This is a genomic window from Chitinophaga cymbidii (assembly GCF_007992715.1).
GTDB classification, from domain to species: domain Bacteria; phylum Bacteroidota; class Bacteroidia; order Chitinophagales; family Chitinophagaceae; genus Chitinophaga; species Chitinophaga cymbidii.
Window position 1 is genome coordinate 266,777 of the sequence record NZ_BKAU01000002.1, and the last position, 14,091, is coordinate 280,867.

The 14,091-nt window shown below is 49.6% G+C and carries 14 protein-coding genes and 1 tRNA gene; 7 read left to right on the top strand and 8 right to left on the bottom strand.

The features are described from left to right. The first annotated feature begins 8 nt into the window (after positions 1 to 8). From CCY01nite_RS12135 to CCY01nite_RS12150, 4 genes are all read left to right on the top strand, one after another. Positions 9 to 1,823 (top strand): RagB/SusD family nutrient uptake outer membrane protein, encoded by a 1,815-nt coding sequence (locus tag CCY01nite_RS12135; RefSeq protein ID WP_146861646.1) that lies wholly within the window; start codon positions 9 to 11, stop codon positions 1,821 to 1,823. Positions 1,824 to 1,992: 169 nt separating this feature from the next. Further along, positions 1,993 to 2,925: an ROK family protein gene (locus CCY01nite_RS12140; RefSeq protein ID WP_146861649.1), complete on the top strand. Its 933-nt coding sequence runs from the start codon at positions 1,993 to 1,995 to the stop codon at positions 2,923 to 2,925. Beyond that, positions 2,915 to 4,060 (top strand): MFS transporter, encoded by a 1,146-nt coding sequence (locus tag CCY01nite_RS12145; protein WP_146861652.1) that lies wholly within the window; start codon positions 2,915 to 2,917, stop codon positions 4,058 to 4,060. Before CCY01nite_RS12140 ends, CCY01nite_RS12145 begins: the two co-directional genes overlap by 11 nt. Positions 4,061 to 4,075: 15 nt before the next feature. After that, positions 4,076 to 4,837 (top strand): sugar isomerase domain-containing protein, encoded by a 762-nt coding sequence (locus tag CCY01nite_RS12150; RefSeq protein WP_146861655.1) that lies wholly within the window; start codon positions 4,076 to 4,078, stop codon positions 4,835 to 4,837. A 40-nt stretch (positions 4,838 to 4,877) separates the two neighbouring features. On the opposite strand, the gene CCY01nite_RS12155 is transcribed toward CCY01nite_RS12150, so the two are convergent. Together CCY01nite_RS12155 and CCY01nite_RS12160 are read right to left on the bottom strand one after the other, a co-directional pair. Continuing rightward, the gene (locus CCY01nite_RS12155; protein WP_146861660.1) at positions 4,878 to 6,545 is read right to left on the bottom strand and encodes a M56 family metallopeptidase; all 1,668 of its coding nucleotides are present in this window, start codon (positions 6,543 to 6,545) and stop codon (positions 4,878 to 4,880) included. Positions 6,546 to 6,562: 17 nt separating this feature from the next. Beyond that, on the bottom strand, positions 6,563 to 6,955 hold the full coding sequence (locus CCY01nite_RS12160) for a BlaI/MecI/CopY family transcriptional regulator (RefSeq protein ID WP_146861663.1): 393 nt from the start codon (positions 6,953 to 6,955) through the stop codon (positions 6,563 to 6,565). Between the two features lie 262 nt (positions 6,956 to 7,217). Here CCY01nite_RS12160 and CCY01nite_RS12165 point away from each other — a divergent pair, with 262 nt between their 5' ends. Continuing rightward, positions 7,218 to 7,688: a group II truncated hemoglobin gene (locus CCY01nite_RS12165; protein ID WP_146861667.1), complete on the top strand. Its 471-nt coding sequence runs from the start codon at positions 7,218 to 7,220 to the stop codon at positions 7,686 to 7,688. 84 nt (positions 7,689 to 7,772) lie between these two features. Beyond that, positions 7,773 to 7,846, top strand: a tRNA-Met gene (locus CCY01nite_RS12170). 135 nt (positions 7,847 to 7,981) lie between these two features. Here the strand turns inward: CCY01nite_RS12170 and CCY01nite_RS12175 are convergent. The 5 genes from CCY01nite_RS12175 to CCY01nite_RS12195 form a co-directional block, all read right to left on the bottom strand. After that, positions 7,982 to 8,965 (bottom strand): ISAon1 family transposase, encoded by a 984-nt coding sequence (locus CCY01nite_RS12175; RefSeq protein ID WP_146861670.1) that lies wholly within the window; start codon positions 8,963 to 8,965, stop codon positions 7,982 to 7,984. Beyond that, a complete protein-coding gene (locus CCY01nite_RS12180) occupies positions 8,955 to 9,317 on the bottom strand; it encodes an ISAon1 family transposase N-terminal region protein (RefSeq protein WP_146861672.1) in 363 nt (120 codons plus the stop codon). The genes CCY01nite_RS12175 and CCY01nite_RS12180 overlap by 11 nt, the downstream gene beginning before the upstream one ends. A gap of 84 nt (positions 9,318 to 9,401) precedes the next feature. Continuing rightward, a complete protein-coding gene (locus CCY01nite_RS12185; protein WP_146861675.1) occupies positions 9,402 to 10,772 on the bottom strand; it encodes a recombinase family protein in 1,371 nt (456 codons plus the stop codon). A 139-nt stretch (positions 10,773 to 10,911) separates the two neighbouring features. Then, the gene (locus tag CCY01nite_RS12190) at positions 10,912 to 11,331 is read right to left on the bottom strand and encodes a hypothetical protein (protein ID WP_146861678.1); all 420 of its coding nucleotides are present in this window, start codon (positions 11,329 to 11,331) and stop codon (positions 10,912 to 10,914) included. Positions 11,332 to 11,407: 76 nt separating this feature from the next. Beyond that, entirely contained in the window at positions 11,408 to 11,989 is a 582-nt protein-coding gene (locus CCY01nite_RS12195; protein ID WP_146861681.1) for a hypothetical protein, read from the bottom strand. 626 nt (positions 11,990 to 12,615) lie between these two features. On the opposite strand from CCY01nite_RS12195, the gene CCY01nite_RS12200 reads away from it, so the two are divergent. After that, positions 12,616 to 13,092: a DinB family protein gene (locus CCY01nite_RS12200; protein ID WP_146861684.1), complete on the top strand. Its 477-nt coding sequence runs from the start codon at positions 12,616 to 12,618 to the stop codon at positions 13,090 to 13,092. 4 nt (positions 13,093 to 13,096) lie between these two features. Here CCY01nite_RS12200 and CCY01nite_RS12205 read toward each other — a convergent pair whose 3' ends face one another. Further along, on the bottom strand, positions 13,097 to 14,080 hold the full coding sequence (locus CCY01nite_RS12205; RefSeq protein ID WP_146861687.1) for a virulence RhuM family protein/type II toxin-antitoxin system death-on-curing family toxin: 984 nt from the start codon (positions 14,078 to 14,080) through the stop codon (positions 13,097 to 13,099). Positions 14,081 to 14,091: the final 11 nt, after the last annotated feature.

Below are 14,091 nucleotides of genomic sequence, written 5' to 3' on the forward strand. Positions count from 1 at the left end.
GTACGATCATGATCAATGCTATATATAGAAAAATCATTCCGCTGATGCTCCTGTGTGTGCTGCTGGCGCCTTCCTGCCGGAAAGGCTTCCTGGACACCGTACCGGACAACATCACCACCCTGAAAGATGTTTTCACCAACAAGTCGATGACGGAACAATGGCTGGCCCGCTGTTATTCCATCATGCCCAACATGTGGGACCAGCCGTATAACAATGTATGGAGCGGTCAATGCGATGAGCTGGACTACGCCTGGGTGCAACCCGGTATCAACTCCGGCGCCATCACGCCGGACAATGCCAGTCCGAATACCTGGAACCCTTACTACCAGACCATCCGCCTGTGCGCGGTCTTCATACAGAACGCAGATCAGAATAACGAGATCAAGGAACAGCCGAACGGAGAGCAGCTGCTCCGGCAGTACAAGGCGGAAGCGCGCTTTCTCCGGGCGTATTATTACTGGTTGATGATGAAACAGTATGGTCCTGTTGTGCTGATGGGAGAGGAGCCCAAGGCGCCGGAAGAAAACTTCCAAATACCGCGCAGCTCCTGGGACGAATGTGTGGAATACGTGCTCGCTGAAATGGATGCCGCGTATGCGGACGTGCCCGTGGTGCATCTCAACGCCGGCGGCAATGAAGTGGACAATACGCAGGTAGGCAGGATCACCAAGCCGGTGATCGCCGCGGTAAAGTCACAGGTATTATTATTCCATGCGAGCCCGCTGTTCAACGGCAATACAGACCTCGCTAATTTCAAGAACTTCGACGGCAAGCAGCTGTTCAACCAGACGTACGACAAGGAACGCTGGAAACGCGCGGCGGACGCTGCCCTGGAGGTGATCAACACCAACCGCTACGAGCTTTTTAAAGTGGCGAACGACGATCCTTTCCAGGCCGCCTTCCTTTCATACCGCAATCTTTTCTTTGACGGTTATATGAAAGAAGGCATCTGGATCCGTTCGTCCAGCGCGAACGGCCAGTGGGAAAGACACATAGCGCCACGCTGCTCGAACGGTAATGCCTGGAACGGTATTGCCATCACACAGGAAATGGTGGATGCGTTCCGCATGGCGGACGGCAAAGCGATCACCGACCCCACCGGCAGCTATTCGGAAACAGGGTTTACTACCACCGCCACCAGCTTTTATGTGGAAGGCACCTACAATATGTATGTAGGCCGTGAGCCGCGGTTTTACGTGAATGTCACCTTTAACGGCTCCACGATCCCGGTAGTGCCGGATGCCGCTTACTCCCGTGTTGAATTTTTCTTCACCGGCAACAGCGGCAAAAACGGCGCGCCGAGGGACTGGCCGAGCACCGGCTACACCGCCCGCAAGAACCTCCACCCGACCACCGATTTCAGGAACGGCAAATCCGTTGCCCGCCCGGCGATGATGATCCGCCTCGCGGAGATATACCTCAATTATGCGGAAGCGCTGAATGAATACAGTCCCGGCCACGCCGATGTGCTGTTTTACCTGAATGCCGTGAGGAACCGCGCCGGCCTGCCCTCGCTCACCGGCGGCAGCCAGGACGAGCTGCGGAAAGAGATTCGCGTGGAAAGGCAGCTGGAGCTTATGTTTGAAGGGCACCGCTACTGGGATGTGCGCCGCTGGAAGATCGCCGATAAACCGGAATCCCACCAGGGCGGTCAGTTCCACGGCATGAACATCGAGAAAGGCACTTTCCTGTCAGACCCCGAGTTCCATCAGCGTACCGTAGTGTTCACCCGCGCACAGTGGCAACCGAAATATTACTTCTACCCCGTACCGCAAAGCGAGATCGACCGGAACAAGCAACTGGTGCAGTTCCCGGGCTATTGATCTGTTTTATTGCTTGTACAGGCATGAAGGGTGTATCGAATGTTCGATACACCCTTTTACTTTATACGGGCAGCGTTGTGCAGCCCTGTTTTGCACAAAATCCGCCGCCCGGTAACGGAGCGGAATCAGTTGTTTGTCTACATAATGAACACGTTATGAAAACACACGCATGATATTGGCAATTGATCTGGGCGGTACCAAAATAGCGTCGGCTGTTTTTTCGCGGGATGGAAAGGTGTTACAGCAGCAAAACCGCTCCCTTGACGGGCGCGGCGGGAAAGCTGTGGGCCGGCTGGTAACGGAAGCCGTTGCGGAAGCGCTGGCATCCGGCGGCATTACCGCCATCGGCATAGCGGTGCCCGGCATCAGCCGCCATCAAACCGGCACTATATGGGCGCCGAACATTGCGGGTTGGGATGATTATCCCCTGCTGGAAGAAGTGCGGGCTGTTGCTCAGGACATCCCGGTGTATATCGAAAGCGACCGTTCCTGTTACATCCTCGGCGAAGCCTGGCAGGGTAATGCGCAGGGTTGTAACGATGCCATCTACCTGGCCGTAGGCACCGGCATCGGCGCCGGCATTCTCACCGGCGGGAGGCTGCTGCATGGCGCGGCGGACATTGGCGGGGCCATCGGATGGATGGCGCTGGACCGGCCCTTTCAGGCGTCGTATACCGACTGCGGCTGCTTTGAAAGCATGGCTTCCGGCGAGGGCATCGCCAAAGTGGCCGCGGCCGCTGTAGCGGAAGATGAGCATTACAGCGGGGTGTTGAAAAAAGAGGGCCTGCGGGCGCAGGATGTGTTTTCCGCTTACGGACATAACGACCGTATAGCCATAGACGTTATCACGCAATGCATATCGCTGTGGGGGATGGCTGCGGCTAACCTCATCAGTCTTTTTAATCCCGTCAGGATCATTTTTGGCGGTGGTGTGTTCGGACCGGCCGTGGCGCTGATCCCCCTGATCGCGAAGGAAGCGGCCCGCTGGGCGCAACCCGTGAGCATGGGGCTCGTGAAGCTGGAAGCTTCCGCATTGGGCAACAGCGCCGGGTTGTACGGCGCCGCCTGCCTGGCCATGAAAAGCAGTCACTATGTACAATAAAAACGTGGTATTCTGGGCAGCCTGCATAGGTCTTCTGCTTTTCGGCGTAACGTTGATCACGCTCGGCGCCGTGGTGCTGGACCTCCGCGCGAAGTTCGGGTTGAACGGCGTGGCCGCGGGTACTTTGTTTTCCATTATGCCCATCGGCATCCTGGCGGGTTCTTTGCTGTTCGGTCCCGTTTGTGACCGCTATGGCTACAAGCTGTTGCTGGTACTGGCTTCGTTCGGGCTTTGCGCCGGTTTCCAGGGCATCGCGCATGCCGCTTCCATCGGCCTGCTGAAAGCATGCATTTTTATATTCGGCCTCTCCGGCGGCATCATCAACGGCACCACAAATGCGGTGGTGGCGGATATCAGCACCCGCGGCAAGGGCGCGTCGCTGAGCCTGCTGGGCGTTTCCTTCGGCATCGGCGCGCTGGGCATGCCCCAGGTGCTGGGCGCTTTGCGCGATCATTTTCAGTGGCATACCATCGTGGCGGCGATCGGCTGGGCGGCTTTCGCTGTTGGCCTGCTGTACGCCGTGATCCGCTTCCCGCCCGCCAAGCAACAAGGCAGCCGGCTGTTTGCGCGAAGCGGTAAAATGTTTGAAGACATGACCTTGCTGCTCATCGGCTTTTTCCTTTTCTGCCAGAGCAGCTTCGAGGCTATTATCAATAACTGGACTACCACCTATCTCACCGCGGGAGATCATATGGAGGAACATAACGCCCTCTATGCGTTGTCCCTCTACGTGGCCGGCCTCACCGTGATGCGCCTGCTCACCGGCAGCATCTTCCGCACCGTTTCTCCTCAGCATATGCTTACCATTTCCCTGCTGCTGATGCCCGCGGGTATTTTACTGCTGCAGACGGGCGCCATGTTCATTGTATCGGCCATCGGGCTGATCCTGTTGGGAGCGGGACTGGCGGGCGGTTTCCCCATCATGCTCGGCTTCGTGGGAGAGCGGTATGCCGCGCAATCCGGTACGGCATTCAGCTTTGTGCTGGTGATCGCGCTTACCGGGAACATGCTGGTGAACTATATGATGGGACTGGTGGTGCAGCATTACGGCGTGCGGCATCTCACCACCGTGGCATTCGCGGAGTGGATGGTGATGCTCTTGCTGTGCAGCACCATCGTCAGAAGACTGAAATAATCAAATCATCAACATATGCTTGCAAAACAATGGCTGGGCCATGCCCGGAGCGTGATGGCGCAGATCGAGGAAACACAGATGGACAATATCCGGAAAGCCGCGGAAACAATGGCGGACAGCATTGCTTGCGGCCGCTGGGTGCATACCTTCGGCTGCGGTCACGCTACCATTCCCATTGAAGAGATGTACCCGCGCATCGGCGGCTTCGTGGGTTTTCACCCGATGGTGGAATTGCCGCTTACTTTTTTTACCCGCATCACCGGTGAAATGGGCGTGCATCAGTTCGTGTTCCTGGAAAGGGTGGAAGGTTATGGCGTGGAGATCATGAAAGGATATAATTTCGATGCCCGCGATACCATGTGGCTCTTTTCCCACTCCGGCATCAACAACGTGAATATCGACGTGGCGATAGAAGCGAAGAAGCGCGGGATGAAAGTGATCGCCTACGGCTCCGCCGCCGCTGCAAAAGGCAAGCAGACAAGGCATTCCAGCGGTAAAACGATCTTCGATGTGGCGGACATCGTGGTGGATTCCTGCGCGCCCATTGAAGATGCCACGGTGCCGCTGAAGAACCACGCCGACAAGATCGGCCCCGTTTCCACGATGGCTTTCATCTCCTGTGTATGGATGACCGTTACCACTGTAGCGGAGATCCTGGCGGACAGAGGTGTGCAGCTGCATATCCATCCTTCCCATAACGTTCCCGGCGATACGACCGCCCGTCAGCGTCTTGAAGATGCATTGGCTGCTTATAAGGAGCGGATCGCAGGGGTGTAGAGAACGGCTATCAGCCCAGGCAGAATTCCCGCGGCGGCAATTAACATTCCTCCTGTGGTTTGCCGATGTTCATTGTTTTCAGCAGGGCTGCCGGCAGTACGGGTTCGTATTTTGAAGGCTTCTTCGCCTTAGGCTCCTTCGCCGGTTGAGGTTTGGGTGTAGCGGCCGGTTCCGGTTTTTTGATTTGTTTGGGTGCGGCAGCTGGTTTGGGCTTTAGTTTCAGTTTCGGCGCCGGGGCCGGATTCGCCTGAAGGACGATTGTTTTTTGAGGACTATACAGGGTGATTTTTGGTGCGGACATGGTGACAACCTTGTATACGGGAGCGGTATCCAGCTTGATGGGCTTTTCGGCATATATAGTGATTTTCGGCCGTGTTGAATCTATGGACAGCACGGTGTATTCATTCGAATAAGTAGTCCTATATGTGTGGCTTACCGTATCGGTAGTATAATGTACCTTATACTTCACGTGCGCGGTGTCAACATGGTATACCTGGTGTTTGAGGTGAACGGTGTCGGCATGGAAAACCACAACCTGGTCCTTTGCTGAATCCGCATGAAAGACAACCTGCTTCGGAGATTTGTCTTTTTTATGGTGATTACGGGTGTACACCGTGTCAATGCGGATTTCTTTCGATTTTCTGGCCGGAACGGTGTCTATGAGCTTGTCAGCTGTTTGTGTAAGTTTTTCGGACCGCCATACGGGATTGACGGAATCCTTTGATGCCGGTATAAAGCTGAAGGCGGTAACGGCCAGTATGCCGAGCATTAATATTGATTTTTCCATGATGCTTAGTTTTTTGTTCTCGCGGGTGAGCAGCCGCTTTACCCGGTTGAGGAGATGATGTTGTTTTTCCATCAGCGCGATGCCCGGATGGATGCCCGCCGCTCTTTCCTCGAAGGCCACCAGTGCGTGGAGGTAGCTGCTTTGATGCGGTGTGTGCGCCACCACGATGTCATCGCAACAGGCTTCCCTTTCTTCACGCAGGAGTGCGGATATCCAGAGCATGGCGGGATTGAAGAAGAAGATCGTATCAGAAAAGTTTTGCAGAATGTTGACGAGGTAATCTTTCCGGCGGATGTGCGCCAGCTCATGCAGAAGGATGGTTTCCACCTGGTCCGCCGGCAATTGGGCCAGCAGTCCGAGGGGAACGTAGATGCAGGGTTTCAGGACACCGAGTGTAAAGGGAACCTGTGCCCTGGCGGTTTCGAGCAACCGCACCGTTTGCGAAATGCCCAGCTGTTCCGCGAGATCACGCATCCGTTCACTCCATTCCGCCGTTGCAGGCGAAGCTTCCTGGCGGATACGGCGGATATGATAAAATCCGCTCATCAACCTGCAGCATCTGAACATAAAAACGATCAGCCACACCAGCATAATAAGCCCTGCATGGGCATTCATGTATTGGAGGAGGATATCACCGGGATGCGCAATGGATGAAGTGGCGGAAGGAGCGGCAACGATGATATACGGACCGCCTGATGCGGTACCCGCAGCGGTGTTCGATTCAAGATAAAAGGTAAAACCGGCGGCCAGCAAAGACAGCAGCAGGATGGAGCCAAGGAGATTGTAACGGGTACGTGCGGCCGTGCGGCGGGTAAATGCCAGCACAAGCCCCGCCAGGATAGCGGCGATCATTCCCTGCCAAAGGGAGTGCAGGAAAGTTCTGCAGATGGCCTGCAGTATCTCGTTGTTCATCCATTGCATAATGCGGATTTGAAGGTTTATTTATCCATTTTTTTCAGCAGCTCCCGGATAGCGTCCAGTTCTTTTTTGGAAGTTTTCTTGTTACCGAGCAGCTGCATCATGAGGCTGGAAGCCGAGCCGTTATACATGGTGTCCACAAACCGGTCCAGCAGACGGCCTTTGGTAGCCTGCTCTTCCGCCGCGGCGCTGTAAACATGTTTCATCTGGCTGTCGTCACGATCGAGCAATCCCTTTTCCACCATGATCTGCATGAGCTTGAGGGTGGAGGTGTATTGCACCTCGCGTTTCTGTTCGTTCAGTATATCATTGACCGTGCGTACGGTGGAGGGGCCGTGCTGCCACAGCACCTGCAATATTTCCAGTTCAGACCGGGTGGGTTCCGGGTTGTTTTCTTTGCTGATCTTCTTCATGATGATAAAGGTAGGAAATATTTCGTACGAAACAAGTATGACCTTTTGTTTTTTGTGCTTCTGATAGGATATTCGCTGAAACAACGGCAGATCAAGTCCACATTAAGTCCACCTCACGTCCACCTTGCCATGTGTTCTCCTTTAGCTCTCCTGGCCGTTTCCCGGCAATACCACGGTGTTCTTTTTTATCAAAGGCAAAAAACTATCATTTTAAGTGGGTGCAGGCATAATTGCCTAACATTGCTTTGGAAATCTCATCTGTATGAAAGCTATACCCTCTCTTTATGAATGGGCGGGCGGGAAGGAAGCGCTGGAAAAGCTCACGGAAGTCTTTTACGCGAAAGTGCTGCAGGACGATCTGCTGGAGCCGGTATTCCGCCATATGTCCCCCGACCACAGCCGTCATGTCGCCCATTTCATCGCCCAGGTCTTCGGCGGCCCGCCGCTGTATACAGCGGAGGATCAGGGGAGTCATGCCTCGATGGTCCGGCATCACGTCGGCAAAAGCCTGACCGAGGCGCAGCGCCGCCGGTGGATCGCCCTTTTGCTGGACAGCGCTGATGAAGTGGGACTGGCCGATGATCCGGAATTCCGTTCCGCCCTGGTGGGGTACCTGGAGTGGGGGAGCCGGATTGCGGTGATCAACTCTAATGTGGCGGAGAACCCTGTGAATCCCGAGGAGCCGATGCCGAAGTGGGGCTGGGGCGAGCCTGGCGGCCCTTATCAGCCATAGGCGCCGGTTTAAAACTTTTTTCGCTGTAAGGTTTGACTTTTATTGTTTTAGCCTGTATCTTTGCACTCCCAATTTGAAAATAATGGCGAGGTAGCTCAGGTGGTTAGAGCGTTGGATTCATAACCCAAAGGTCTCGGGTTCAACTCCCGATCTCGCTACGAATGGGAGAATCTCCTAAGTCACTTGAGGGCTGTTCTACAAAGAGCAGCCCTTTTTCTTTGAGCGTCTTCGTTATGTATTAAGGCAGGATGGAGGAAGGGTGGATCAAGTCAAATTTCTGGGGGATTTTACAATTATGCATACAATTTAGCAAGTCTGAAAAGAAAGAACTGAATATCTCTCACTCCTCTCATCGTATTCCTGAAGGCTTTGATCTTTGAGTTGAATGATTCTGCAGCAGCATTTGTAGCCCTGTTGTTAAAGAAGTTCAGGATGCCGAGATAGTGCGCCTGGATAGTTCTTGCAAGGGTCCTGAAGGATGCCAGTCCCGCTTCTTCCACATCATTGTACCACAAGGCCAGCTTCTTGAATGCCTGCTCCTTGCTGGTGCATACCCGGTAAACCTCACCTAACCTGAGTGATAACTGATATGCCTTTTGTATCACAGGATAGCGGTTAAACAGCAGCTCCCCTCTTTGTTGCTGCTCTCTTGTCCAGAGGCGCGGATGCTTGAACAGTAAATACCGGCTGCGGGCCAGCAATTGTTTGACCGTATCTCCATTGGGTAAGATTTCGGGATGATAGGCCTGTTGTTGTTTGCGAGCCTCATTATAAGCCATATTCTCCTGTTCGAGCGCCTCCCAACGATACTTTATCCGGGTCTCCTGTACGGCATCAAAGGCTAGTTGTTGCACATGGAAGCGGTCGGTAACTCTGTGAGCATTGGGGAAACATCTTTTAACCGCAAGGTTGAGGCTGCCGGACATATCTATGGTGACTTCCTCTACCATTCTGCGCAAGCGCTTGGGTATCTTCTTGAGGATATCTACCAGGTAATCAGCCTGCGTTCCCTTAATCATGGCTACAATGGAGCCTTTACGGCCTTTGGCCAGCTTATTGGTCACGATCGTGTACAGTTCTCCGCTGGAGAATGCCGTTTCATCAATGCTTAAATATGGGCTGATGTTTTGCTCGAAAAGCATCCAGTGTTCAGCATGGTCCTTTTGTTTCCAGTCAGGGAAGTCGCTGAGATGGTGCTTATATTGTTGCTGTAATTGCTTTCCGTCGATTTGAAAGAAACAGCCAAGCTGTGCGGGGCTGATGGGGTTATCGTCCAAATGTTTCTTTTAAAAAAAGACCGAACTCCCTGGTGATGCGAGTTCCATCTGCTACGAGTTTCCAGTCTCTTTTTACAGTTTGTCCGGTATCTACAACCTCCCAGCGGCGGCGCTTTATGACCAGCGTAACTTTTTGTCCCCTGATGGGGAAGTCCTGTACCCGGATCTCATCGAGGAATCCCTTGGAATGAAGTTTCATATCTTTATACCCGGCTGGCGCCTCGTTGCGCTCCTCCAGGTAAATATGAAGCCCATTGGGCGATTGAGTCGTTTTAATCAGATCGAAATAATCCAGTATCCCTGCCGGCAGTAAAAGTTCTATAAGTTGTCTGTAGTGCTGTTCCAATGCCATTGATTCTTATTCAACTGCAAAGCAACATCTTTTTTTCATTCCCCCAACTTTTCAACTTGATCCGGAAGGGTGTTCTAAATGCCCCTACGCGATATGTGAGCCCACGTTTGAACACCCTGCGTAATAGTGATGTTTCTGCCGCACGGTTGCTTTCTGGAAAATACTTTTGAGGGAAGTTAAATAGGGGTGAACTTGAAAAAGTTTTTCCAGTTTTTCGTGGCGGTTGCGCGTGAGGGAATTGATTTCTTCCGTCAATAATGCTTTCTGAATCTGGAATTTCTTGTGCCACTTCCGGTACGTTTCCGGTTCGATCATGTCTTCCATAAACCGCTCTTCGTTCTTCTCGATCTTACGGTTTATTTCTTCCAGTTCCTTAATTTTTATCGCTACTCGCTGGGTTCTTTCGGCGAGGGCTTCGTTCATTCTTTCCTTGGCTTTCTCCGCGATATAGGTGGTTTGCTCCGGCTTGAAGTTGCATAAGTCGAGGATTTTATCCAATTGATTGTGGACTTTGATCGCGGAGAAGTTCAGGTTGTTATGGACGCGGCAGCGGTAGTAATTGTAGTATTTCCGCTTGCCTTTGCTTTTGCCCGCGGTCATGTTCAGGCCGCAGGTGCAGGTGAGAATGCCGCGTAATGGCACCTCATCTACTGGCATGCATTTGATGGGTTTAATGTTGCCCAACGATTCCTGCGCCCGCCAAAATTCCGTTTCGGAGATAATCGGTTGATGTATGCCGGGGATTATTTTCTCCGGGGTTTGTTTTCTGGCGAGAACTTTTATTAGTCCGGCATACAGGTGATTATTCAGGATGCACGGGATGGCGGAGTTGCCGGAATAAGTGAACCCGAGGGCGCGGGCTTCCTTGCAGATTTGCCCGAACGGGTGGCCCATCAGGAAATCCCGGAAGGTCTTTTTCACGATGAACGAGCGTTCCTCGTCGATTACGATGAAACCTTTCCCGCCTTCTGCTTTGACGTTTTTATATCCGAAGGGGGCGCGGTTCACGAAACGGCCGCTTTCCAATGCTTGCCGAATCCCGGCGGATGTGCGGCGGCGGATGTTGAAAAGCTCGTTGTTCGCCATCATGTATTTGAACGCCCGGGTCATGAAGACGTTGGGGTCGGAGGGATCGAGGTCGATGGGTTCGTTGGTCGCCAGTACCTTGATGCCGAATTTCATTTCCAGATGGGATATTTTGTTCAGGGCTTCCGGGAGGTTCCGGCTAAAGCGGTCGTGATCCATGACGATGAGGTACTGGACTTTGCCTTTGTGCTTCTTGATAAAGTCTTCCAGGGCGATCCAGTCGGGGCGGTCAAACGTATAGCTGCTTTCGCCGTCGTCTTCGAAGAGGTTGATGAGTTCCAGTTTGTTCCGCTTGCAATAATCCCGGATGCTGTTTTTCTGGTAGTCCAGCGAGTATTTGGACTGATCTTTCGTGCTGTGAGCCCGCAACTGGAATTGATCCTATCGCTCCTTTAGTAATTGAGTATACTCCTTCTTTCAATTTTTCATTATCCATTATTTGCATTTTTTAATGTGATTTGTGTGCTAATTGCAAGAAAGAAAATGTTTTTGGAGTTATGCCTTGGGATCATTCATCATTGTTGTAAAATTTATGAACAATGCCATTATGTGGTATGGTTCTTTTGATCCAACGAACCTGCTTGTTTACGTCAATTACAACAGTAGCTAAGTTATTTCCTTGGCATTTTAATGTAAAATATTTACCACCTTCCTTACTTTCTTTTATATCACTGAACTCTTTAATCTCATACTTGGATTTCACAGGGCCATCTGAATAGAATACTAATATCTCGACAAAATTTTTTTCTATATCAATGATAAACTTGGAATCAAGATTCATTGTTTTATTCTCTGCTGGTAGGTTAGGACTAGCTGGGGCATAATAATCTATCCTATTGTATTTCAAAACATATGGTTTCCCTTGCGCTTTGGCGTTTATGTTTGTGTAGGTACAAATAATAAAAATTAAAAATTGTAATGCTTTCATTATTTATTGTTTATATACCATGTCTTTGCAAGGCATTAGTTATTTTAATTTTAGAATAACACATATCGCTAAAACGTTATTTAGGCTTAGCGAGAAGACTAATCATTTTGTCAAACAGTAATTGATTTATAATATTGAGAATATTAGTGAGTGTTTCGAGCAAAAGCCGTTGATCTTCATTAAAATGCTTTTTTGCGTGTACAACATTATTTCTGACTTTATAAATGTATGTAAGAAGGCCTTTTATTTTTTCTTCTACGTTTTGCGAATGAAGTTTTCCGGATAAATTAATGTCAGCCGCTGGATCGTGTATGCCAGTTCTATTAAAGCAAATATTATATATTCGGCTGTCAATGAAAAAGGCTAAAACGTCAAATGCACCATCAAGTTTTCTATCAGTCAAATTGTTCATAATTAAATCCCCTGTAAGAAATTGAAGGGGGAAGTCAATTGCCTTTTTACTGTCGTTATTAAGGTCTTTACTTTCAATATTTTTTCCTTGCGCTATTAAGATGGCAGGCACCTCATTATAAAGTCTATTGTAAAGGAGAAATGTTGTGGTAAATCTGTCAAATATGTGATGTAGATCGTCGCCGTTAATTTGCCCAAGACGAATATTTTGAGATTTCCAATATTCTATAGTATCATGTGAGATCATGTTAGTTCGGTTTTTAAGTAGAATGATGAATTTTTATTTATTTAATTATCAGTAAATTGTTTCGGTTGTTTTAAAAAGCCTCCCCCGGAAGATTATTGTATTAAATTTAAATAAATGTAGTCATAGGGAAAATTATTTCCGCCAAATCAAAAAAGTGTTCAAATAATCGCTCCTTCTCGCTACAGAACGGGAATTTTGAAGAAGATCTTGAAAGTTCCCGTTTTCTTTTTCCCCGCAATCCCGCGACAGGAGCGAAGCTACACGGACGAACTCATTTATTTTCGTGGTTAGATATTGGTGATTTTTCGCATCGTAGTAAATTCAGGCCGGGAACAGTGTTTTCTGTATTGTATTCGTAGTTTGTTATCATGCCAATACTCTATTAGCGCTCTAAAATCGCGCATAATATGGTTAGATATCTCTCTCGATCTTATTATTAAATTCTTTTGTATAACTTTCGTAGTCGGGTACGGAATACTTCCTTGGAAACCTGCATATTATATTATATACTATGGCTAGTTTGAGGTGTTATATTACGTATTAAATTTACAGAAAAATCTGCTCCATGGCGGAGAAGCCAAACGCGAAGTATTAGAGGGCCTGGAATTTAACATAAAACATGCATTATGAAAGAAGTGTCCATCATTATCAAGAACCTGAAAGAACTCCTGAACGGCGGCCATGCCCATGCTACCTTTGAACAGGCCGTAGAGAAATTACCTGCTAAGCTACAGAGCCAGGTACCCGAAGGCATGCCTTACAGTATATGGCAGCTGGTAGAGCATATCCGCATTACGCAATTTGATATTTTGGAATTTTCTCGCGATCCTGACTACGAATCCCCGAAATGGCCGGAGGGCTACTGGCCGGACGAGCGCGCTCCTAAAAATGCGGCTGCCTGGGAAGAAAGTATAAGGCAGATCGCCAATGATCGCAAAGCATTCATCGAATTGCTGGAAGCGCCCCGCGCCGATCTTTTCACGCTTTTCCCGCATGGCAGCGGGCAGAATCTCCTGCGGGAAGCTATGCTGATAGCGGACCATACCAGCTATCATACCGGAGAGATCATTGTGCTGCGAAGATTGATGGGAGCCTGGAAATAAAAGGCTAGTTATACCCATTGATCAGGTTGACCACTACCTGCGCGATAATATCCTTTTCCTCCGGTTTGCTTTCTGCGATCATCAATGTAAGTGCTACCAACGCATTGTCCGCAATCCGTTTGGAGCCATCTTCCCGATAGAGAATATGGTTCTTTTCAAGGAACCACACAAACAGGAAAGCGGCAATCCGCTTATTCCCATCCGAGAATGAATGATTCTTGACAACGAAGTACAGGAAATTCGCCGCTTTTTCCTCTACACTAGGATAGAGTTCTTGTCCATCAAAAGATTGATAGATCGTTGCGATGGAACTCTGGAACGATTCATCTTTTTCATTGCCGAACAGGCTACTGCCGCCAAATTTGTCTTTGAGGCCCTGGATAGCTTTCATCGCTTCTGCATATGTGGCGATAAATGCTTGTTGTTTATGGGTAGCTTCTATTGTCAGATTCCGATGATCATATTTGTCCAGAACATCCAGCGCATAGGTATAGTCGGTGATTATTTTTAACAGTCCATTGGCTTCGTCTGACGATAGCTCCTGGGCGCTCAATACATTGCTCATTATACGAACCGTTTGTTTGAGCGCTTCGAATTGCTGGCTTTTTTCCTGCAGGTGTTTTTCGTTCAGGGAATAGCCTTGGGTCAGGTATTCTTTCAGAATTTTGTTTGCCCAAATGCGGAATTGGGTTGCATTTTTTGAGTTTACCCGATATCCCACAGATAGAATGATATCCAAATTATAGTACTTCGCTTTATAGGTCTTACCGTCAGAAGCAGTATGTTCCAAAATGGAACATACTGAAATCTCTTCTAATTCATTGGTTTTGAATATGTTTGATAGGTGTTTGGTGATTGCCGGACGTTGAGTGCCAAATAGTTCGGCAATTTGCTTTTGAGTAAGCCAAATGGTGCCTTGTTCAAGTTTTACATCAATAATAGCTTGGCCATCTTCTGTCTGATAAATAATAATCTGACTATTTTCCATATCGTTTTTCT

Bases quoted from the DNA above. Each gene is read 5' to 3' on its own strand.
- CCY01nite_RS12135 (WP_146861646.1), top strand. From the start codon at position 9: ATGATCAATGCTATATATAGAAAAATCATTCCGCTGATGCTCCTGTGT.
- CCY01nite_RS12140 (WP_146861649.1), top strand. From the start codon at position 1,993: ATGATATTGGCAATTGATCTGGGCGGTACCAAAATAGCGTCGGCTGTT.
- CCY01nite_RS12145 (WP_146861652.1), top strand. From the start codon at position 2,915: ATGTACAATAAAAACGTGGTATTCTGGGCAGCCTGCATAGGTCTTCTG.
- CCY01nite_RS12150 (WP_146861655.1), top strand. From the start codon at position 4,076: ATGCTTGCAAAACAATGGCTGGGCCATGCCCGGAGCGTGATGGCGCAG.
- CCY01nite_RS12155 (WP_146861660.1), bottom strand. From the start codon at position 6,545: ATGCAATGGATGAACAACGAGATACTGCAGGCCATCTGCAGAACTTTC.
- CCY01nite_RS12160 (WP_146861663.1), bottom strand. From the start codon at position 6,955: ATGAAGAAGATCAGCAAAGAAAACAACCCGGAACCCACCCGGTCTGAA.
- CCY01nite_RS12165 (WP_146861667.1), top strand. From the start codon at position 7,218: ATGAAAGCTATACCCTCTCTTTATGAATGGGCGGGCGGGAAGGAAGCG.
- CCY01nite_RS12180 (WP_146861672.1), bottom strand. From the start codon at position 9,317: ATGGCATTGGAACAGCACTACAGACAACTTATAGAACTTTTACTGCCG.
- CCY01nite_RS12190 (WP_146861678.1), bottom strand. From the start codon at position 11,331: ATGAAAGCATTACAATTTTTAATTTTTATTATTTGTACCTACACAAAC.
- CCY01nite_RS12195 (WP_146861681.1), bottom strand. From the start codon at position 11,989: ATGATCTCACATGATACTATAGAATATTGGAAATCTCAAAATATTCGT.
- CCY01nite_RS12200 (WP_146861684.1), top strand. From the start codon at position 12,616: ATGAAAGAAGTGTCCATCATTATCAAGAACCTGAAAGAACTCCTGAAC.
- CCY01nite_RS12205 (WP_146861687.1), bottom strand. From the start codon at position 14,080: ATGGAAAATAGTCAGATTATTATTTATCAGACAGAAGATGGCCAAGCT.